Raw genomic sequence first — 19,937 nt, 5'->3', positions numbered from 1 at the left:
TAGCGTCACCCGCACCGTAAGCTTATGGGCAAAATTCTACCGCAGGTCAGCGGGGCATCCATTGAAGGAGCAAGGTGACTTCTACAGACGCTTACGCTGATTTGGGAGCGCTTCGCGCTCCATCGCGGGACAAGTCGGATCGCCGCACCGCCGCTCCCACAAAACTTTTCATACAGAGCCTAGGGCCTGAAGCTCACCAGGCGTGGCGAGAGCACAAGCGCCGGATTGCAATTGCCTATGCGGAGACTCAGTCGGACCCTCGTATCGCCGCCGCACTACGAACCCGATACGCCGCCTGACCCCGGCGCTGCCCGCCACCGGCTCAGCGATGCCTTTTCGGCTCAGCGATAAACGAAAAGGCCAAGATGCACGAGGCGACAACGGCCAGCCAGATGAGGGAGCCGCCAGAGTACATCGACGACAAACCTCCCCAGATGCCAAAGAGCGTGAAGCCGGTGTAGCGGATCCGTCGCGGTGTGAGCCATCCCGGCAGCATTTCGATTATTCCCTTCAACCGCATTCCCACACTCCTTGTTTGGTAGGCGGCAAATGATATCACTACCCGCTGCCCGCCAGCGCCTTCCCCTATTCAAAGATGACACCAATTCGGCGTCAGGATAGATCAAGGATCAGAAGCAAAAGCAAAGCATCCTCGATCGTCTTGATCCGCACCGCCCAGTGCTCATGCTGGGGGAGCATGAAGCTGTCCGGAAATCGTGATCGAACATGATCGGCGCTGTACCTTTGTGCCCTGGTCACCGGAGGCCGCCATTGGAATGTCAGCCATTTCTGGGTAGGCATAAGTGCGAATCCGCACTCTCCGTCAACGTGGATTCCTACGGATCGGACCTCACCCTGAGGCTTCCGGTAGCAGGAGACGGATTTCATGCAGACGAGGGTTCCGATCAGCAGTGCGTACGCTTCTTTTGCGCACCCGTCGCGAATGTAGTCGTAGTACTCGCCCATCCATGTTGTGTCTTCACCGCTCTTAAGCATTAGCCGCCCTCCTCTCAACAACTCAACTCTAGCCCAATCAGAATCGCGCCTCCCTGGCGAGGGCGGCGCCTGCAAGGGAGATTGCCATGAACCCCTACCAGATCACTGGGCCGGCGCAGATAGGCGTCAGTGGTGGCCGCACCAGCGGGCACATGCTCTGGAAGATCCTTGAGGCCCACGGCGGCAAGCTACCGGCAGACGTGCACGCCTTCTTCCAAAACGCCGGTAAAGAGCGCGAGGAAACGCTGATCTTCATCGACGCCATGGCCAAGCACTGGGGCGTAAACATCGTATGGATGGAGTGGTGCCGGGTGTACGGCCAGCCGGACGACGCGCCCTGGTATAAGATCGTCGACTTCGAGACAGCCAGCCGCAACGGCGAGCCGTTCACGATGATGCTCGAGTACTACCAGGAATACCGGAAAGCTGAGAAGAACCTGCCGGCGGTGCTGCCGAACTTCAGCAACAACATGTGCACCGCCTACCTCAAGGTGAAGATCGGCGAGAAGCACATGCGCGCCCTGGGCTACGACAATTGGGATTGCATCGTCGGCATCCGCTACGACGAGCCCCGCCGCTACAGCCGGATGATGACCGCCAAGGAGCGAGTTAATGCCCGCTGGGACAGCGTCTGCCCCTCCTACGTAGCGGGCATCATCAAGGAGGACGTGTCGGCCTTCTGGGCCGCACAGCCATTCGACCGGGGCATGGGCTCGGACTACGGCAACTGCGACCTGTGCTGGAAGAAGAACGAGGCCAAGCTGATCAGGACCACCCAGGAAGACCCGGCGCGGGTGATCTGGTGGTCTGGCACCGAGGAGCGGTTCGGTCAGGGGTTTCCGGCAGGACCGGCCCAACTATCGAGCGCTGGCCTGGTCAGCGGATCAGCGCGCCAGGCAGACGGATTTTGATTTCGACTACCTGGCAGAAGACGTCGACTGCTTTTGCGGCGACTAAGTCAGGATCACAAATCCCATTTGCTCGATTGGAGGTAGGCTAAATTATCTTTAGCTTCGGTACTGAAATGCTCTAGACGCTCCATTATCCTTGTTTCGCCCTCTCCGAATGGGCTCCAGTCCGCCCCGACAGAATCGCATAGTTTCAACGCATACTGAGCAGCAACTTGCATCTCCATCAACACGCTCAAATGGTTGGGATCAAGCTGATTTACATCGATGCTCTTAAGCGCCTCAAGGTGGCTCGGCCACTTCAAATCGAGCCCGCCTTCAAAATATGGCCTTAAAGTTCCTGTCTCATAGTTCGCCTTTTGCACCGCCCTCTTAAGAGACCTGATCCCTTCGTAGTGCCCCAGGGCCAAGAGGACGAGCAGAGATTTGAATCTATCCCTCTTTTTCTGTTCCTCGGCTGAGGCGAGATCTCTCTGGTGTTTAGCCTGATTGTTGCTAATAGCGAATGCACCCAATATTGCAGCTATGGAGCCGAACGCCTGAACCCAGCTCGCTATTTCAGAGCTATTCAGCGAATAAATGCGAATCGTTAGGGCTGCACAAAACAGGGTTGCAAGACCTAGTACCACGTTCTGGACAGAAAGCCATGGCTTAAACAGGCTCTTCCCATGTTCGTTGAGCATCTTTCCCCCCCTTTCAAGACGCCGAAATCATACGCGCCGAGGTTCCCCATGCCCACAGAAAACCGATCCAGCAACACCGAGATGACGTTGACCTTCACCGAAAGCTCTCTTTCCGCTTCCTTGGATAAGGTGCAGAGTCTGCATGACTTGGGCTGCGAGCTGATTGCAGAGGCTGTTTTTCAACAGCCAGCCCCGCACCCCCACGCCGAGCCTATAGCGTGGATGGTTGGTACTGCCTTCTGGTGGACCAAAGAAGAGGCAGAGCGGGATGCGGCGGCGACAGGGCTGCCAGTGACTCCCATAGGGCCGCTACTGGATTTGGGGCGGCCGGCCGACCAACGAAAAGCTGACGTGGCCGGCGGCCAGCAGGTCTAGATCGCGCCCGTGGCGCGTATCGACTGGATCTGCTCCTCGGTAAAGCGCCGAAGGTGGATGAGCTGACACATGCTGACCCTCCCTTCTTGCTTCACGCATTCGACGTACTCGACGGTTACGTCGTTATCCAGCTTCAACTCTTTGATTCGATATTTCATAACCACCTCTCTTTGATTGGTGACAACCGAGAATACCGGATCTAGAACATCGCCCGCATTAATTTGTACGTTTTTTGATCAGAGTACATTTGTACTCCACTCAGATGTAACCCCTCTCCCCTCTATTCACTGCCGCGATATGGCTGCCAAGGCGAAGCTATGTCTGAAGCAAAGGAACGCCCGATCTTGTTCAGCGGGCCAATGGTCCGCGCCATTCTGGAAGGCCGGAAGACGGTAACCAGGCGTGCAGCCAAGAACGTCGTCGAGGCCTCGTATTTTAGGTCGGGCTGGGAAGCGACCCAGCCGAAAGGCAGTGGCTCGATAGACATAACCTCCGATGCTGCACAGTTGGGCAAGGCCTGCCCTTATGGCCGGCCAGGTGACCGTCTGTGGGTGCGCGAGGCTTGGTTGGCAGATGCTCAACTCGATTCGATCGTGCCGCGCAACCTGAGCCAGGGCGAGCCAATCATGTATCCAGCAGATGGAAGCGTCCGGCAGACAGGATGCGCAATGGTCTCGCAGGGCCGAGGGCGTCCATCGATCCACATGCCCCGCTGGGCTAGCCGCATCCTGCTGGAGATCACCGATGTGCGCGTCGAGCGACTGCAGGACATCAGCGAACAGCAGGCAATTGCCGAGGGGATTGTTGGCGTGCCATTCCGTCCTGATGACGGGTGGCCTATTTGCACCGGGTACATGGCTGACCCGGATGATGGCAAGACTCCGCTAGAAACCCATGCTTCTAAAGCTTTCGCGGGCCTATGGCGATCCATCAATGGCCCAGAAAGCTGGGACGCTAATCCGTGGGTCTGGGCCATCGAGTTCAAGAGGATCCAGCAATGACCCGCCTCGCCCTCTGCCTCCTGCTGCTGGCCACCGGCGCCAGCGCAACCGAGAACGTCATCGACGTGCAGCACGACAGCCAGCGCGGCGTCACCTGCTACCTGCTCAACGGGGTCGGCATCAGCTGCATACCCGACAGCCAGCTGCAGGCCGGCAACCAGCGCCAGCTCTCCCCGCACGAAACACAACCCGAACCTACACCCGCACTGGCGCCTGGGCGCTGGATTGATGAGAGGTATCAGCTCAGATGGACAAGTGCATGGAAAACGCCGCACTTCGCCGCGAAATCGAGCACTACAAGGCCGTCATTGAGCAGCTACGGACTGAAAACGCTGCGCTGGGTGGGGCGGCGGCGGTCGACTCCTGGTCAACCCGCCTGGTAGCCAAGAACTCAACCTACTTCCTGCAGGCCGCCATCGAGATGCAGGCCGAGCGCGGCAAGCAGTACGACGCACCGGACGGCACTCGCAGCATGGTGAAGACGGTCCAAGCCTTCAACGCCATAACCGGCCGCGATCTCACCGAAGCAGAAGGCTGGCTGCTGATGCAGATCGTCAAGGACGTGCGCCAGTGGCAGAACCCCGACAAATACCACGAGGACAGCGCGCTGGATGGCGTGGCGTACGCCTCACTGAAGGCTGAGGCCCTGGCCGCTGGAGACAAGCCATGAAAACTGTCGGAGAAATCATCGAGGCGGCGAAATCGAGCGACCGGCCTGACTGCGAAGACCTGCGCCTATCAATCACCATCAAAATCACCATTCGTCCAGGTCGTGGAGACGTTGTATCTGGTGCTTGTACTCGCAGAGTATCTGATAGGTAGCGCTCGCGGTCCCAGTGGTCAGAGCACCGACCACACCGCAATCTGCCTCTACGAACTTCTCCCACGCTGCCTGCGCCTGGGGCATCATGTCCGGCACATCTTTCGGAAGCGAGCCTTCATCGGCGTACCCCTTTGCGGAGGCCAGGGCCTTCTGGTACTTCTCTTTCACCGCGTCTTTGGCTGCCTCGCGCATTGCATATGCGCAAAGACCTGAATCCTGAGTGGTTTTGGTCTCCGGCTTCCTCAAGCACTGCTGCCAATCGGCCTCCAGCTTCGCCGCGTACTGACGCACCGCTGCATCCCGTGCTGCAATCTCTGCTTCTTCCCCGTGCAGCTCGGCGCGGGCTGGGCCCACTACTACCAGCACCGCGCCTGCGATACCGGCCTTGATAGCGGTCTTCATTGTTCTCATTTCCCTGAGTGATAGCCCGTCCGGCGTGGTGCCGTTCCAGGCGGGTTTGGCTCGGCCAAAAGCCGGGCTGAGGTGATCCCTGACGCATTATATGCGTCGCCATCACCATCGAGCAGGGGCCCCGCAACATTTCAACCGCAATCAAGGCCCTGATCAGAGCGCGCGATCAGCTTCGGCAAGATCGAGACGCCCCTGCTGGTGCGCTGGGCAAGGCAGAAGAAAGGACGAAAACCGGCAGGGACCGGTTTGTCCCGCTGAATGATCGGGCCTTGAGGGCGATCCAGTTCGCAAGGGAGTACGCGGATCGCCGCAGGCATGGGAAGGGAGTGGTGACCGAAACGCCGTTCGTGTTCCCGCCGTCGAAGAACGCTGAGCACGTGAAACAGACGTCTGATCTGCACAAGCAGTGGGTGCCAGTGCTGAACGAATTGGGGATCAGGCGTCGTCCCCCATACAACTGCCGTCACACCTATGCGACAATATGCTTAATGTCCGGCCTCAACCCCGCATTTATCGCCCAACAGCTGGGTCACAGCGTGCAGATGCTGCTGTCGACGTATGCCCGTTGGCTCAACTCAAGCTCCAACTGGAGCGAGCTGGAAAAACTCTAGATTGGTATCAAATCGGTATCAGCTGACAATCCAGCGTCGTAAGTTACTGATAGGTAAGCCCTTTGATCTCCACCGCCAACATCACCATGCAGTTCGGCTCCAAGCCGCTGTTCGAAAACGTCTCGGTCAAATTCAACAACGGCAACCGCTACGGCCTGATCGGCGCCAACGGGTGCGGCAAGTCGACCTTCATGAAGATCCTCGGTGGCGACCTGGAGCCGTCCGGTGGCCAGGTCATGCTCGAGCCGAACACCCGCCTCGGCAAGCTGCGCCAGGACCAGTTCGCCTACGAGGAATTCACCGTCATCGACACGGTGATCATGGGCCACGGCCAGCTGTGGAAGGTCAAAGCCGAGCGTGACCGCATCTACTCGCTGCCGGAAATGACCGAGGAAGACGGCATGGCCGTCGCCGAGCTGGAAACCGAATTCGCCGAAATGGACGGCTACACCGCCGAATCGCGCGCCGGTGAACTGCTGCTGGGCCTGGGCATTCCGCTGGAACAGCACTTCGGCCCGATGAGCGAAGTGGCACCCGGCTGGAAGCTGCGTGTGCTGCTGGCCCAGGCGCTGTTCTCGGATCCGGACGTACTGCTGCTCGACGAACCGACCAACCACCTGGACATCAACACCATTCGTTGGTTGGAAACGATTCTGACGGCGCGTAACAGCACCATGATCATCATTTCCCACGACCGTCACTTCCTCAACAGTGTGTGCACGCACATGGCCGACCTGGACTACGGTGAGCTGCGCCTGTTCCCGGGCAACTACGACGAGTACATGACCGCGGCCACCCAGTCGCGTGAGCAACTGCTGTCGGACAACGCCAAGAAGAAAGCCCAGATCGCCGAGCTGCAGACCTTCGTCAGCCGCTTCTCGGCCAACGCCTCCAAGGCCAAGCAAGCCACTTCGCGCGCCAAGCAGATCGACAAGATCCAGCTGGCCGAGGTCAAGCCTTCGAGCCGGGTCAGCCCGTTCATCCGCTTCGAGCAGACCAAGAAGCTGCACCGCCAGGCCGTCGTCGTCGAGAAAATGGCCAAGGCCTTCGACGACAAGGTGCTGTTCAAGAACTTCGACATTACCGTCGAAGCCGGCGAGCGCGTAGCGATCATCGGCCCCAACGGTATCGGCAAGACCACCTTGCTGCGCACATTAGTGGGCGAGATGAAGCCGGATGCAGGTTCGGTGAAGTGGACCGACAGCGCCGAGGTGGGTTACTACGCCCAGGACCATGCGCACGACTTCGAAGACGACCTGACCCTGTTCGACTGGATGGGCCAGTGGACCTCCGGTGAGCAGATCATCCGTGGCACCCTGGGGCGCATGCTGTTCTCCAACGACGAGATCCTTAAGTCGGTGAAGGTGATTTCCGGTGGTGAGCAGGGCCGCATGCTGTTCGGCAAGCTGATCCTGCAGAAGCCAAACGTGCTGGTGATGGACGAACCCACCAACCACCTGGACATGGAATCGATCGAAGCGCTGAACCTGGCGCTGGAGAACTACCCGGGCACGCTGCTGTTCGTCAGCCATGACCGTGAGTTCGTGTCGTCGCTGGCGACCCGCATCATCGAACTGTCGCCGGACGGTGTGGTGGACTTCAGCGGCACTTATGACGACTACCTGCGCAGCCAGGGTGTGTTGGTCTGAGTTAGCTGACCCGGCCTGGCCATCTTCGGATGGCCAGGCCACCGACGAATAATTCGTTAGCCTGCTTTCATTTCCTTCGCACAACGCCCATGATGAGGCCACGCCCAACCGCCCGCCCGCGAACGAGCCCATGACCGCGCAACAGCCCGCCTCCAGCAGCACCTTCAGTATCACCCTGCAGATCCTGTCGATCGTCTTCTATACCTTCATTGCCTTCCTCTGCATCGGCCTGCCGATCGCGGTGCTGCCCAGCTATGTCCATGACCAGTTGGGCTTCGGCGCGGTGATCGCCGGGGTGACCATCGGCCTGCAGTATCTGGCCACCCTGCTCAGCCGGCCATTCGCCGGACGCGTGGCCGATACCTTGGGCGGCAAGCAGGCGATCCGCTATGGCTTGCTGGGTATCGCTGCCTGCGGTGTGCTGACACTCGCTTCGGCCTGGACCGTGAGCGCGCCGTTGCTGAGCCTGGCGCTGTTGCTGGGTGGACGCTTGCTGCTGGGGCTTGCCCAGGGTCTGATTGGCGTTGCCACCCTGAGTTGGGGCATCAGCCAGGTGGGGCCTGAACATACTGCCAGGGTGATTTCCTGGAACGGTATCGCTTCCTACGGCGCGATCGCCATCGGTGCACCCGTTGGCGTGTTGGCGGTCGATAGCCTGGATTTCGCAGTTCTCGGCCCGGCGCTACTGGTGCTGGCCCTGCTGGCCTTGCTGGTACTGCGCCAACGGCCGGATGTGGTGGTGGTACGCGGTGAGCGGCTACCGTTCTGGTCGGCGTTCGGCCGCGTCGCGCCGTGCGGGCTGGGCCTGACCCTGGCGTCGATCGGCTACGGCACCCTGACCACGTTCGTCACCCTGTATTACCTGGAGCGCGGATGGATGGGCGCAGCCTGGTGCCTGAGTGCTTTCGGGCTGTGCTTCATCATTTCACGGCTACTGTTCGTCAATGCGGTCAACCGTTTTGGCGGCTACAACGTGGCGGTCGCCTGCATGGCCACGGAAGTGCTCGGCTTGAGCCTGCTGTGGTTGGCGCCCTCGCCCGTGTGGGCGCTGCTTGGCGCCGGCCTCACCGGTTTCGGCCTGTCGCTGGTTTACCCGGCGCTGGGCGTCGAGGCGATCAAGCAGGTACCCAGCAGCAGCCGCGGCGCAGGGCTGGGTGCCTATGCGGTGTTCTTCGACATGGCATTGGCAGTCGCCGGCCCACTGATGGGGGCCGTGGCGGTGCATTTGGGCTATGCCTCGATCTTCTGCGTCGCGGCCCTGCTGGCGTTGGCCGGGGTTGGCCTGACGTTACTGCTGGCGCGGCGCAGCCGTCGCGGCTGAACGTTCGGCGTGCTCCGGCGCGCCAAGGGCCTGGCTGAAGAAGGCCGCAGTGTCGCGTTGCAGCGAGTGATGGATATGCCGGCGATCGACGCCTGCTGCGTCCTTGCACAGCGCCGCCATGCGCGCCCATTGTTCTTCGTCGCAACGGGCCATGAACACGAAGTGACCGGCGCCTGCCAGCAGACGGTAATCCGGCGTCACTGGCAGCTTGCGTGCCAGCGCCTCGGCATTGCGGTCCACGGCTAGCAACTGGTCATTGTCGCCGCTGTAGATCAGTGCCGGCACCTTGACACTGGCCAAGGCGTGGCGGCCAAACATCAGGCTCAACGGGGCCATCAGCATCACAGCGCCCACCCTGGAATCTGCCTTGGGCGCCAACTCGCTGCGGTCGGCGATCAGCACGCCGTGGGTTTTGCAGGCATCGACATCGGTCGGGCGCTCCAGGCAATACCGGCGCAAGCGATCAAGGTCGGGCTGGGCGCCGGAGAGGATCAACGCCGTTTCACCACCGGCCGAATAGCCGATCACGCCAACCTTGCCGCTGTTCAGATAAGGGCCGAGCAAGGCGTCATCGCGGGCGGCCGTAATCGCCGCACTGATCTGCAAGGGTCGGCCATAGAGGTTGCTCAGGGTGCCCAGGCGGCTGTGGTCCCGCGCGTTGTCACCTGGGTGCACCACCGCCACCACCACGAACCCCTCGCGGGCCAGGGATGTTGCCAGGTAGTGCAACGCCAACGGACTGCCGGTATTGCCATGCGACAGCACCAACAGCGGGAATTGGCCGAGCGCGACAGGGGCTTCTTCGGCGACATCGACGGGGTAGCCATCGATCCGCGTGCCGTGGGTGGTACCTTGTGCCGGATAGAACGCCAGCGCCTGCATAGGGCGGGCATCGACAGGGTCGGTCAATGTCATAGGGTGCAGGCCCGCGACCCAGGACGCCGCCTCGGCGTGGGCCATCAGGCCACCGAGCAGGAGTAGTGCCAGCATGTAACGGGAGATGTTCATTGGCCACTATCCCACGCGCAGCGAGTGGATAGCGTCAGGATAGAACCAGACCCGGTAGGTGCAGATGAAAACTGGATGAAAAACCGGCTGGCGCACAGGCGACAGCCGGTTTATTTACGCCAGCCGATCAGGCCACGGCGAACAGTTCGTTGGCAATCTGCGCCTGGGCGGCATCGATGGCCTTGCTGCGATGGTCCGGGCCGTAGGCCAGGCCGTGGGCACGGACGATTTCCAGGTCGGTGATGCCGATGAAGCCGAGGAACACCTTGAGGAAGTCTTCGTGGCCAGCGCCGCTCGGCTGGCCAGCGTGCAGGCCGCCAGCAGTCGATACCAGCACCACTTTCTTGTCACCGCACAGGCCTTCCGGGCCTGCTTCGGTGTAGCGGAAGGTCTTGCCAGCCACGGCGACGCGGTCGATCCAGGCCTTGAGTTGGGTCGGCACGGTGAAGTTGTACATCGGCGCGCCAATCACTACCGCATCAGCGGCGAGGAATTCTTCCAGGGTTTCAGCGCTCAGCTTGGCCTCGAACGCCTGGGCTGCATCGCGTACGTCTTCCGGGGTGCCGGCGGCGACCAGGGTGGCGGCCGAGAAGTGGGCGATGGCATCAGCGGCCAGGTCGCGATAGACCACTTCAAGGCCTGGCTCGGCGGCTTGCCAGGCTTCGACCACTTCGCGGCTCAGCTGGCGGGAGGCGGAATTGTCGCCCAGGATGCTCGAATCGATATGCAACAGTTTCATGGGACTCTCCTGTGAATGAAGACCGCAGCGTTGGGCGATCACGATGGGGAGAATCCTACCGGGGCGGCGAATAGCTGATAAGTCGGCAAAAATGCGTTAGTTTGTCCCACAGATAGAACAGTGAGACAGCGCCATGCAAGACCTCAACGACCTCTTCTACTTTGCCCAGGTGGTCGAAGCCGGTGGTTTCGCCGCCGCCGGGCGCCAGTTGGGCATTCCCAAATCACGCTTGTCGCGGCGCATTGCCGAGTTGGAGGAGCGCCTGGGCACCCGGCTGCTGCAGCGCACCACCCGGCAACTCAAACTGACCGCAGTGGGCGAGCGCTACCTGCACCACTGCCAGGCCATGCTGCTGGAAGCCGAGGCTGCCGACGAGGTGGTAGCGAGCATGAGCAGCGAGCCGCGCGGGCGCTTGCGGGTGTCGTGCCCGGTGGCGCTGGCTCATGCGTTCCTGCCGGATGTGATCAGCCGCTTTCTGCAGCAGTACCCGCAGGTGCAACTGGACATGGTGCTGCTCAACCGCCGTGTCGACCTGATTTCCGAGGGTATCGACGTTGCCTTGCGCGTGCGCGACCTGGGCGACGAAGACCCGGCGCTGGTCACTCGTCGGCTGCGCCAGGCGCAGATGCAGCTGGTGGCCGCACCGGGGTTTGCCGACCATGTCCGCGAGCCGTCCGAGCTGGCTGCATTACCTGTGCTGGGCGCCGCCGAAGCCGATCGGCTGGTGCATTTTCGCCTGCTCGGGGCGGATGGCCGCCAGCAGGACATCGCCCTGGAGCCGCGCCTGGCCATCGATGATTTCGTCGTGCGCAATGCGGCCGTGAAGGCAGGGCTGGGGTTTACCGCGCTGCCGAGCATGTTCTGCGAGGAAGAACTGGAACGGGGCGAACTGGTGCGGCTGCTGCCGGACTGGTCGCTGCCAGGTGGCTACTTGCAGGCGGTTTACCCTCATCGGCGGGGCTTGTTGCCGGCCGTGCGGGTATGGATCGACCATCTGGCAGCGTCGTTCGAGGCGTGTGGAGAACGTTATGTCTAGACAGAAGATGACCGAGGAGCAGGTCGCGGCGTTCTGCCTGAGCCTTCCCGGGGCACGAGAAGATTACAAATGGGGCGGCATCCGGGTGTTCTCGGTGGCCGGCAACAAGATGTTCGCGGTGCTCGACCTGGCCGGGGCGGGGTTGTCGTTCAAGGTGGCCGATGAGCTGTTTCTAGGCTACTGCGACCGTCCCGGCGTGCGCCCGGCGCCTTACCTGGCGCGGGCGCGGTGGATCAGCATGGTGGCCCCCTACCCCATGGGCGGGGAAGAACTGTGCGATCTGCTGCAGCGCTCGCACCAACTGGTGGTGCGGCGCCTGGCTAAGCGATTGCAGCTGGGGTTGCTGATTTGAGTTGTCAGCTCAGCGGCAGAAAGCGCCCGCCCAAAATCAGCTGATCAAACCAGAACACCTGGTGCACCATCACGATGGCCCAGAACACCAGCTGATACGAAACCTTGCGGGTCTTGTGCCGAAACAGCTGTTGGGCCAATAGTGCTCCAGGCCAGCCACCGAGGAGCTCAGCGGCATGCAGCACTTTCTCGGGGGTGCGCCAGGCGCCATTACGCGCTTGGTGCTTATCCTGCCAGTACAGCAGCAGGGTGATCAGGCTCATCGCCGGATAGACTCCCAGTGGCAGCCAGGACTGCCCGCGCCAGGCCATCTGCGCGGCACCTGCCAGCGGCAGCAGACAAAGCAAGCCCAGCGCCAGCAGCTTCAGGCGCACATTGCGTACGCCCTCCTCCCTTGCCGTTTGCACCCGTGCCATATCAGCCGTGCGCCGTCGACCAGTCGACCCAGCCGAACTGCCAGGTCGCCAGGATCAGCAGGCCAAAGACGATGCGGTACCAGGCGAATGCGGCATAGCTGTGGTTGGCGATGAACTTGAGCAGCGCGCGCACGGCGATCATGGCGAAGATGAACGAGGTCACGAAGCCGATGGCGAACACCGGCAAGTCGCTCGGCTCGAACAGATGGCGGTACTTGTAGCCCGAGTAAACCGCCGCGCCGACCATGGTCGGCATCGCCAGGAAGAACGAGAACTCGGTGGCGGCCTTGCGCGACAGGCCGAACAGCAGGCCGCCGATGATGGTCGAGCCGGAGCGCGAAGTGCCCGGGATCATCGCCAGGCATTGAATGAAGCCGATCTTCAGCGCATGCGACCAGCGCATGTCGTCGACGTGGTCGACTTCCACGCGGTGCGTGCGGCGCTCGGCCCACAGCATGATCACCCCACCGACCACCAGGGCCGCCGCCACCGTGATCGGGTTGAACAGGTATTCATGGATCAGGTCGGCGAACAGCACACCCAGCACCACGGCCGGCAGGAACGCCAGCAGCAGGTTGGCCGTGAAACGCCGCGCGGTTGGCTGGCTGGTCAGGCCGAACACCACATCGAGAATCTTGCGCCGGAACTCCCACACCACCGCCAGGATCGCCGCCAGCTGGATGATGATGTTGAAGGCCATGGCCCGTTCGCCAGCAAAACCGATCAGGTCGGCGACGATGATCTGGTGGCCGGTACTGGAGATCGGCAAGAACTCTGTCAGCCCCTCGACCACGCCTAAGATGATTGCCTGGAAGGCAGTCCAAAAATCCATCATTCCCCCGGTTGGAGCGCTGCTGCTTGCAGGCCCCTTGTTCTTGATTTGCTTGTGATTGCCGCACGCGGCGCGGCATTTTTACAGCGACTGCTGGGACCAATGCCAGCAGAAAAGTTCAGCCAGCCTAAAGGTTTCATCTTGCGCGGCCGAGATCCTAGCAAAGCGGCGTTGCAATCGCTTGCGCGGCATGTTGCAGACTAGACGGCAACTAGCACTTAGCCATTAGTCGGGTAGGTCGCCAGCGCCAAAGCATGCTTCGATGCACCTTAATAAAAAGAACAATGCGGGAGTGCCGTTCATGAAGACCTTGAGGTCGATGTCGATCAGTCGCCGGTTGTGGCTGATTCTGCTGGTGGCCGTAGCCATGTTGGCGATTCTTGGCCTGCTGATGCTGCCTCAGATCCATGGCGACCTGTACCAGGCCAAGGCGGAGAAAACCCGCCATGTGGTGCAGACCGCTGCCGGAGTGCTGGCCTATTACCAAGGCCTTGAAACCGCCGGAACCCTCAGCCGCGAGGCCGCGCAGCAACAGGCCCTTCAGGTAGTGCGGGCGCTGCGCTATGACCAGAACGATTACTTCTGGATCAACGACCTCGGGCCGAAGATGATCATGCACCCGGCCAACCCCAAACTGGACGGCCAGGACCTCTCGGCCATTCGCGACCCCGACGGTTTTGCCGTGTTCAACGAAATGGCCACCCTCGCCCGCAGCCAGGGCGCAGGCCCGGTCAACTATCGCTGGCCCAAGCCAGGCGCCAGCGAGCCCGTGGCCAAGACCTCGTATATCCAATTGTTCAAGCCCTGGGGCTGGGTCATCGGCTCCGGCGTGTACATCGACGACGTCCAGGCCGAGTTCGCCCGCCAGTTGCGCGATGCCTCGCTGGTCGGCCTGGGTATCGCCCTGCTGATGGCCCTGGTGGTCATGCTCATTGCCCGCAGCATCGCCCAGCCGTTGCAGGAGGCGGTGCAGGCCATGGGCAACATCGCCAGTGGCGAGAGCGACCTGACCCGGCGCCTGGACACCCATGGCCACGACGAAATCACCTACCTGGGCGAGCACTTCAACCGCTTCAACGGCAAATTGCAGGATGTGGTTGGCCAACTGCAAGGTGCGGCGCATTCGTTGGCGCAGTCCGCTGGCCGGGTCGGTGACAACGCAGGTGCCGCGCAGCAGCACAGCGCCCAGCAGTCGCTGCAGATGGACCAGGTGGCAACGGCGGTCAATGAAGTGACCTATGCGGTGCAGGACGTGGCCAAGACGGCCGAACAGGCCGCTGGCGAGATGCGTGCGGCGCAGCAGCAGGTGGAACATGGCCAGCAAGCCATCCACGGCAGCCTGCAACAGATCGACCGGCTTTCGGCGACCATCGACCAGGCCGTGCAGGTGATCCGCGGCCTGGCCGGGCACAGCACGAAAATCGGCGGGGTGCTGGACGTCATCCGCTCCATCGCCGAGCAGACCAACCTCCTCGCGCTCAACGCCGCCATCGAAGCCGCCCGTGCCGGCGAGCAGGGCCGCGGCTTCGCGGTAGTGGCCGATGAAGTGCGGCTGCTGGCCCAGCGCAGTGCGCAGTCCACCGCCGAGATCCACACCATGATCGAGCACCTGCAGGGGCAATCGGATGCGGCGGTCAAGGCCATCGACACCAGCAGCGAAGCGTCGCGCCAGACCGTGGAACAGGCACGCGAGGCTGGCTCCAGCCTGGACGCCATCAGCCAGGCGCTGCACAAGCTCACCCTGCTCAACGCCACCATTGCCAGCGCCACCCTGCAGCAGTCGCATGTGGTCGAGGAGATCAACCGCAATGTGCTGGATACCGCCGGGTTGTCACAGCAGACCGCAGAGGCGGCGCGCCAGTCCAGCGACGCCGGGGTGGCGCTGGGGCAGTTGAGCGAAGAGCTCGAGCAACTGTTGCGGCAATTTCGCGTATGAGTGCACGCGCGCATGAAATGTGACATAGCTGTTACCCACGTTGCTCACACGCTACAATCGCGGCCCTTCCCCTTTCCAAGGATCGCCGATGTCCGGCCTCGAACTCATCGCTGCCGTGCTCGGCGTCACCGCCGTGTGGCTGACCGTCAAGCAGAACGCCTGGTGCTGGCCGATCGGCCTGGTGATGGTGCTTATCTATGGCTGGCTGTTCTTCGAAGTGAAGCTGTACTCGGGGATGTTGCTACAGATGGCCTACGCGGTGTTGCAGCTCTACGGCTGGTGGCAATGGAAGCGTCCGGACCGCACCGAGGATGCGCGCGTGGTGTCGCGCCTGCCAGGGCGAGCTGTGTTGCGCGGATTGGCGGCGGGGCTGGTGCTCAGCGTCGCCCTCGGCGCGGCCATGGCCCACTGGACCGATGCCGCCCTGCCCTGGCTCGACGCCACGCTGACTGGCTTCAGCCTGGTCGCGCAGTTGTGGATGGCGCAAAAACGCGTTCAATGCTGGCCACTATGGCTGGTAGTGGATGTGGCTTACGTCGGCCAGTACCTGCACCAGCAGCTCTACTTCACGGCCGGTTTCTTCGTCGTGCTTACCCTGATCGCCGTGCGTGGTTGGCTGGAGTGGCACCGTGACCCGGCCCTGAAGGCCGCAAAGGTGCAAGCATGAAGGTGTTGGTACTGTGCGGCCCCGAGTCCAGCGGCAAAAGCTGGCTCAGCGGCGAAATTCAGGCGCACTTCGGCGGCGTGGTGGTGAGCGAGTACGTGCGCCACTTCATTGACCAGGTGGGCCGCGATACCTGCTACGCCGATATCACCCCCATCGCTCGTGGCCAGCTGGCCTGGGAGGACCAGGCCCGGGGGCAGGCGCCGCAATTGCTGATCCTCGACACCCACTTGCTCAGCAACATGCTCTGGAGCCGCGCATTGTTCCAGGATTGCCCCGCATGGCTCGAGCAGGCCTTGCTATCCCGTCATTACGACCTGCACCTGTTGCTCAGCCCGCAGGGGGTCGATTGGGTAGCCGACCCTCTGCGCTGCCAACCGGCTCTGGCAGACCGTCAAAAATTCTTCGATGACAGCCTGCTGTGGCTGCAACATCACCAGCAAACGCTGCAAATCATCGAAGGCGACTGGCCGCAACGCAGCGCGGCCGCCTTGTCGGCCGTACAGTGTCTACTGCAAGGAAAAATACCGGTTTGCCCCACCGAGTGTTAAGCCGGTGACACACCCCGCCAAGCCTTGACCCCCGTATTTGCGCGCTCCTCCACCGATTCCCGGGTGAGTGTCACAGCCGTGATACAGCACTGAGAAAAGCGCCTCGGGCAGCGTCTACAACGGGCAAAACGGCGATTTGCACCAGATCTGTCTCAGCACTGATACACCAACTTCAAGCCGCATCCCGCCAGATTCGGCAAGCTGCTGAATGCAAAGCATTATCCAAAAGCGGCACGCCTCCTGCTCTCCTCCTCGCAACGCTGCACCCGGCCAGCGCTCGAAGAAGGAATTGCCATCATGAGGAAAACGGACAAAGGCATCACTCGCCTCCTGCTGGTCAGTTGCGCACTGAGCACCGGTTTAAGCCTGTCAGCCCAGGCTGCCGATGGCATCATCGTGATCACCCGCGATGTGCAACCGCGCATGGCCATCCGCGCACCGTTGGCGCCCGACCCCAATCCGACCACCGCCAACGCCAACCCGTCCGCTTACGTGATCAAGCAAACCAACGAGCTGAGTGACGGTGACTTCGCCAACATCACCAGCGGCACCGGCATCTCTTCGCTGATCACCCAGCAGACCGACAACCTCGGCGGCAACATCAGCAACCAGAACCAGCTGCCCAACATGGCAGCAGGCCGGGGCACAGGGTCCGGCAACGGCATTTCCAACATGGTCAACTCCAGCGTGCAGCGCGGCCTTGCGCCCCTGCAGATCCTGACCGGAGGCAAATGACATGAGGCAGACGCTGTTCATCCTCGCCACGCTGTGCAGTGCATCGGCCCTCGCCCAATCTCCCGTTCCAGTGATCAACAACGCCAACATCGACAATTCCGGCGCGCAATATCAAGGCAACTTCAGCGTCAACCAGGCGGCGGGCGACCAACAGCAGCAGGCCAACGCCCGAGCCATCGCCACTGGCCACGAGGCGGCCGCCACCACGCAGATCCGCCAACGCCAACTGTCCATCGTCGACCCCAACATGGGGGCCAGCGCCAGCATCCAGGGCAATGCCTTCAGCCATGGCAGCGGCGCACTGGGCGTCAACCAGAGCGCGGGCGCCAGTACCCAGCAGGCAAATGCCCTGCGCATCAGTCTCAGTACACAACCGCAAAGCATCGATGACAGCGTCCTGTTGCAACAGAACGTGGCGCTGGTCAACAGCTCCGATCCAACTGACAGCTCCCCCGGCTATCGCCAGGTCACCACCGGTGACCAGGCATTCACCGGTAGCCGCGGGGTCATCCAGTTGAATCAGAGCGCCGGGGTGGGCAACCAGACGGCAAACACCCTGAGCGTGCGGGTCGCCAATTGACCCGATGAAGGTAAGAACAACACTTAACCTAAAGAAGACGGAGAAACACCATGAAACCTTCGATGGCAATCAAGCCTCTGGTTTTCGCAATTGCTGCGGTCATGGCTGTTGCTGCACAAGCGGATCAGAACGATAGACGGGGTGGCCACGGCCACGGTAACAACAACCACCAGCAGATGGACCGGGCGGTTTACACCACCGCCGAGGCCACTGCCACTGACTCCCAACGGAGCACTGGCAACTCCATCCGCAACGAAGGCACCATCAACGAAGCCGAAATGAGCAGTTCCGGGGCAGGCGCCAGCGGCAACGTCGGCGTCAACGTGGCAGCCGGTAACGGCAACCAGCAGGACAACGCCGCGGCAATCGCCAACACCTCGTCCGATAACGCCGATATCGACAACAGCTTCGTCTTCGGCACCGCCACCGCCAGCGCCGAGGTCGTCCAGCGCAGCAACAACAACGTCGTCAACAACTGGTCGACTCAAAGCTCCGCAGTCATGAGTGGCTCGGCTGATGGTGCCAGTGGCAACATTGGTATCAACATCGCTGGTGGCGACCTGAACCAGCAGAAAAATACCATGGCCATTGCCAACAATGCCGCGGCTATTGGTAACTCCAGCGCCAGTGCTTCGGCTGACCAGAATGGACCTGGCCTGGAAGTGAACAACCGCGCTGACCGCACCTACACCATCGACACGCTGACCTTCACCACTTCGAAAAGTGGCTCGGCCTCGCGTAGCGGTGCGTACGATGCAAGCGTCGACAAGAGCTCCAGCTCGAGCTTCAGCGTAGCGGGCTCGCAAAGCAGCAACGCCAGCGGGTCGAAGAGCAGCAGCTCCAGCGGTTCGAGCAGCATGACCGCCAGCGGCTCCAACAGCAGCAGCGCCAGTGGCACCAACAGCATGACCGCCAGTGGTTCCAACAGCTGGGACGCCAGTGGTTCGGCTAGCCGTGACCACAGCTCTTCGTCCAACACTACGCTGAGCGCTTCGCTCGATGCCGACGCCAATGGCAGCGCATCGTCGTCGCAAACCTTCGGCAACTTCACTCGCTCGCGCAGCTCCGACTTCGACGCATCGCTCAGTGCAAACCTCGATGCATCGATCGACCGTTCGCACGAGTCGGCCAGCAACTCGTCGTTCGACAAGTCCTTCGACTCGTCCTTCGACAAGGCGTATGACTCTTCGTATGACCGTACCCGCGACTCGTCCTATGACAAGGCGCGCGATACCTCCTACGAGAAGGCACACGACTCTGCGTGGGAAAAAGCCAGCGCTTCGGACTACGCGAAATCTGGCGAGAAAGCGTCTGAATCGTCGGACTCGATCTCGAAGAGCTTCAGCGAGTCTAGCGAGTATGCGCTGAGCAACACCGTGTCGTTCCAAGTGCTGACCCCGACCGGCTGGGCCAACCCTGTGACCAACACCGCTACCCTGAGTGGTTCGGTGAACGGCGGCAGCGGCAACCTGGGCGTCAACGTGGCAGCGGGTGTCGGCAACCAGCAAAGCAACTCGCTGGCCATCTCCAACACCTCGATGTAACACGCGCGGCCTGAGGCCCCCTTCGGGGGGCCTCTTTCTAACAAGAAAAAGCAGGGGGGCGTCGAACATGCGCATTATCGCCTTGGCGTTTTTGCTGTGCATGGCCAGTGTCAGCGAAGCAGCCCAGATGCCGTTGTCCGTCCTGCCGGGTGGTGCGGTGATCTACAAGCCCATCCAGAGCATCCGCGAGCGCAAGTTCGCCGACCTGGTCCAGCAGAAAACCGATTTCAGTTGCGGCGCGGCGTCGCTGGCAACCATCCTGCGCCAGGCCTACTGGCTGGATGTGGACGAACACCAGGTGATCGAAGGCATGCTCGAGCACGCCAACCAGGACCTGGTTCGCACCCAAGGCTTCTCGATGCTCGACATGAAGCGCTACGTCGAAAGCCTCGGCATGCGCGCACGCGGCTACAAGGTCGCCGCCGATACGCTACACAGCATCCGCATACCCGTGGTCGTGCTGATGGACATCCGTGGCTACAAGCACTTCGTGGTCATGCAGAAGGTCGACCGGGGCTGGGTGTACATCGGTGATCCAGTGCTTGGCCACAAACGCTTCAAACTCGATGATTTCATCAAAGGCTGGAACGGCATCATCTTCGCCGTGATCGGCCAAGGGTACGACAAGGCCAATGCCCTGCTCGACCCGCCGCTGCCGCTGAGCGCCAAGAACCGCATCAGCAACTTCACCCCGGTGCAGGACGCCGAGTTGATGGACTTCGGTTTCATCCAAAGCGACTTCTTCTAAATGACGACAGTGGGCATGA

At 61.6% G+C, this 19,937-nt stretch carries 24 protein-coding genes and 2 pseudogenes; 17 read left to right on the top strand and 9 right to left on the bottom strand.

The features are described from left to right. Nucleotides 1-322: 322 nt before the first annotated feature. Both ACIPZF_RS22295 and ACIPZF_RS22290 read right to left on the bottom strand, forming a co-directional pair. Nucleotides 323-520: a hypothetical protein gene (locus ACIPZF_RS22295; protein ID WP_400803300.1), complete on the bottom strand. Its 198-nt coding sequence runs from the start codon at nucleotides 518-520 to the stop codon at nucleotides 323-325. 92 nt (nucleotides 521-612) lie between these two features. Further along, nucleotides 613-996: a hypothetical protein gene (locus ACIPZF_RS22290; RefSeq protein ID WP_400803297.1), complete on the bottom strand. Its 384-nt coding sequence runs from the start codon at nucleotides 994-996 to the stop codon at nucleotides 613-615. A gap of 86 nt (nucleotides 997-1,082) precedes the next feature. Between ACIPZF_RS22290 and ACIPZF_RS22285 the strand changes: the two genes are divergently transcribed. After that, nucleotides 1,083-1,907: a hypothetical protein gene (locus ACIPZF_RS22285; RefSeq protein WP_400803295.1), complete on the top strand. Its 825-nt coding sequence runs from the start codon at nucleotides 1,083-1,085 to the stop codon at nucleotides 1,905-1,907. A 53-nt stretch (nucleotides 1,908-1,960) separates the two neighbouring features. Here the strand turns inward: ACIPZF_RS22285 and ACIPZF_RS22280 are convergent, their stop codons facing one another. Continuing rightward, nucleotides 1,961-2,587, bottom strand: a complete 627-nt coding sequence (locus ACIPZF_RS22280; protein ID WP_400803292.1) for a hypothetical protein — start codon at nucleotides 2,585-2,587, stop codon at nucleotides 1,961-1,963. Nucleotides 2,588-2,635: 48 nt separating this feature from the next. On the opposite strand from ACIPZF_RS22280, the gene ACIPZF_RS22275 reads away from it, so the two are divergent. After that, nucleotides 2,636-2,962, top strand: coding sequence for a hypothetical protein (locus ACIPZF_RS22275; protein WP_400803290.1), 327 nt, complete (start codon nucleotides 2,636-2,638; stop codon nucleotides 2,960-2,962). On the opposite strand, the gene ACIPZF_RS22270 is transcribed toward ACIPZF_RS22275, so the two are convergent. After that, nucleotides 2,959-3,120, bottom strand: coding sequence for a hypothetical protein (locus ACIPZF_RS22270; RefSeq protein WP_400803288.1), 162 nt, complete (start codon nucleotides 3,118-3,120; stop codon nucleotides 2,959-2,961). The genes ACIPZF_RS22275 and ACIPZF_RS22270 overlap by 4 nt on opposite strands. A gap of 159 nt (nucleotides 3,121-3,279) precedes the next feature. On the opposite strand from ACIPZF_RS22270, the gene ACIPZF_RS22265 reads away from it, so the two are divergent. From ACIPZF_RS22265 to ACIPZF_RS22255, 3 genes and pseudogenes are all read left to right on the top strand, one after another. Next, nucleotides 3,280-3,963 carry a hypothetical protein gene (locus tag ACIPZF_RS22265; RefSeq protein ID WP_400803285.1) on the top strand — a complete coding sequence of 228 codons (684 nt, stop codon included), beginning with the start codon at nucleotides 3,280-3,282 and terminating at the stop codon, nucleotides 3,961-3,963. Further along, nucleotides 3,960-4,208: pseudogene (locus ACIPZF_RS22260) on the top strand (hypothetical protein); the annotation flags it as partial. The gene ACIPZF_RS22265 and the pseudogene ACIPZF_RS22260, both read left to right, overlap by 4 nt. A 14-nt stretch (nucleotides 4,209-4,222) precedes the next feature. Next, nucleotides 4,223-4,633, top strand: a complete 411-nt coding sequence (locus tag ACIPZF_RS22255; RefSeq protein WP_400803283.1) for a hypothetical protein — start codon at nucleotides 4,223-4,225, stop codon at nucleotides 4,631-4,633. 84 nt (nucleotides 4,634-4,717) lie between these two features. Here the strand turns inward: ACIPZF_RS22255 and ACIPZF_RS22250 are convergent, their stop codons facing one another. Next, nucleotides 4,718-5,188, bottom strand: coding sequence for a lysozyme inhibitor LprI family protein (locus ACIPZF_RS22250; RefSeq protein ID WP_400803281.1), 471 nt, complete (start codon nucleotides 5,186-5,188; stop codon nucleotides 4,718-4,720). 209 nt (nucleotides 5,189-5,397) lie between these two features. Between ACIPZF_RS22250 and ACIPZF_RS22245 the strand changes: the two are divergent. From ACIPZF_RS22245 to ACIPZF_RS22235, 3 genes and pseudogenes are all read left to right on the top strand, one after another. Further along, nucleotides 5,398-5,808: pseudogene (locus tag ACIPZF_RS22245) on the top strand (tyrosine-type recombinase/integrase); the annotation flags it as partial. Between the two features lie 62 nt (nucleotides 5,809-5,870). Further along, the gene (locus ACIPZF_RS22240; RefSeq protein ID WP_400803278.1) at nucleotides 5,871-7,457 is read left to right on the top strand and encodes an ABC-F family ATPase; all 1,587 of its coding nucleotides are present in this window, start codon (nucleotides 5,871-5,873) and stop codon (nucleotides 7,455-7,457) included. Between the two features lie 130 nt (nucleotides 7,458-7,587). Further along, on the top strand, nucleotides 7,588-8,778 hold the full coding sequence (locus ACIPZF_RS22235) for an MFS transporter (RefSeq protein WP_400803276.1): 1,191 nt from the start codon (nucleotides 7,588-7,590) through the stop codon (nucleotides 8,776-8,778). Here the strand turns inward: ACIPZF_RS22235 and ACIPZF_RS22230 are convergent. Both ACIPZF_RS22230 and ACIPZF_RS22225 read right to left on the bottom strand, forming a co-directional pair. Next, the gene (locus ACIPZF_RS22230; RefSeq protein ID WP_400803273.1) at nucleotides 8,746-9,786 is read right to left on the bottom strand and encodes an alpha/beta hydrolase family protein; all 1,041 of its coding nucleotides are present in this window, start codon (nucleotides 9,784-9,786) and stop codon (nucleotides 8,746-8,748) included. The two genes, ACIPZF_RS22235 and ACIPZF_RS22230, sit on opposite strands and share 33 nt — an antisense overlap. A gap of 127 nt (nucleotides 9,787-9,913) precedes the next feature. Then, complete coding sequence (locus ACIPZF_RS22225) at nucleotides 9,914-10,525, bottom strand: FMN-dependent NADH-azoreductase (RefSeq protein ID WP_400803271.1); 612 nt, start codon at nucleotides 10,523-10,525, stop codon at nucleotides 9,914-9,916. Nucleotides 10,526-10,658: 133 nt separating this feature from the next. On the opposite strand from ACIPZF_RS22225, the gene ACIPZF_RS22220 reads away from it, so the two are divergent. Continuing rightward, entirely contained in the window at nucleotides 10,659-11,561 is a 903-nt protein-coding gene (locus ACIPZF_RS22220; RefSeq protein WP_400803268.1) for a LysR substrate-binding domain-containing protein, read from the top strand. After that, nucleotides 11,554-11,913, top strand: a complete 360-nt coding sequence (locus ACIPZF_RS22215; RefSeq protein ID WP_400803265.1) for an MmcQ/YjbR family DNA-binding protein — start codon at nucleotides 11,554-11,556, stop codon at nucleotides 11,911-11,913. Before ACIPZF_RS22220 ends, ACIPZF_RS22215 begins: the two co-directional genes overlap by 8 nt. Nucleotides 11,914-11,917: 4 nt before the next feature. Here the strand turns inward: ACIPZF_RS22215 and ACIPZF_RS22210 are convergent, their stop codons facing one another. After that, a complete protein-coding gene (locus ACIPZF_RS22210; RefSeq protein ID WP_400803263.1) occupies nucleotides 11,918-12,328 on the bottom strand; it encodes a DUF1294 domain-containing protein in 411 nt (136 codons plus the stop codon). 1 nt (nucleotide 12,329) lies between these two features. Beyond that, entirely contained in the window at nucleotides 12,330-13,160 is an 831-nt protein-coding gene (locus ACIPZF_RS22205; RefSeq protein WP_400803261.1) for an undecaprenyl-diphosphate phosphatase, read from the bottom strand. Between the two features lie 301 nt (nucleotides 13,161-13,461). Here ACIPZF_RS22205 and ACIPZF_RS22200 point away from each other — a divergent pair, with 301 nt between their 5' ends. The 7 genes from ACIPZF_RS22200 (at nucleotide 13,462) to ACIPZF_RS22170 (ending at nucleotide 19,918) form a co-directional block, all read left to right on the top strand. Beyond that, a complete protein-coding gene (locus ACIPZF_RS22200; protein ID WP_400803260.1) occupies nucleotides 13,462-15,096 on the top strand; it encodes a methyl-accepting chemotaxis protein in 1,635 nt (544 codons plus the stop codon). 88 nt (nucleotides 15,097-15,184) lie between these two features. Next, the gene (gene pnuC, locus ACIPZF_RS22195; protein ID WP_400803258.1) at nucleotides 15,185-15,763 is read left to right on the top strand and encodes a nicotinamide riboside transporter PnuC; all 579 of its coding nucleotides are present in this window, start codon (nucleotides 15,185-15,187) and stop codon (nucleotides 15,761-15,763) included. Beyond that, nucleotides 15,760-16,311, top strand: a complete 552-nt coding sequence (locus tag ACIPZF_RS22190) for an AAA family ATPase (protein WP_400803256.1) — start codon at nucleotides 15,760-15,762, stop codon at nucleotides 16,309-16,311. The genes pnuC and ACIPZF_RS22190 overlap by 4 nt, the downstream gene beginning before the upstream one ends. Nucleotides 16,312-16,608: 297 nt before the next feature. Beyond that, nucleotides 16,609-17,046, top strand: a complete 438-nt coding sequence (locus tag ACIPZF_RS22185) for a hypothetical protein (protein ID WP_400803255.1) — start codon at nucleotides 16,609-16,611, stop codon at nucleotides 17,044-17,046. A 1-nt stretch (nucleotide 17,047) separates the two neighbouring features. Continuing rightward, a complete protein-coding gene (locus ACIPZF_RS22180; RefSeq protein ID WP_400803253.1) occupies nucleotides 17,048-17,626 on the top strand; it encodes an adhesin in 579 nt (192 codons plus the stop codon). Nucleotides 17,627-17,676: 50 nt separating this feature from the next. After that, a complete protein-coding gene (locus ACIPZF_RS22175; protein ID WP_400803250.1) occupies nucleotides 17,677-19,170 on the top strand; it encodes a heme utilization protein in 1,494 nt (497 codons plus the stop codon). A 67-nt stretch (nucleotides 19,171-19,237) separates the two neighbouring features. Continuing rightward, nucleotides 19,238-19,918, top strand: coding sequence for a C39 family peptidase (locus ACIPZF_RS22170; protein WP_400803247.1), 681 nt, complete (start codon nucleotides 19,238-19,240; stop codon nucleotides 19,916-19,918). Nucleotides 19,919-19,937: the final 19 nt, after the last annotated feature.

The organism is Pseudomonas sp. NPDC089752 (assembly GCF_044748725.1).
Classification (GTDB): Bacteria; Pseudomonadota; Gammaproteobacteria; order Pseudomonadales; family Pseudomonadaceae; genus Aquipseudomonas.
This window is presented reverse-complemented; position numbering and strand designations above follow the sequence as displayed.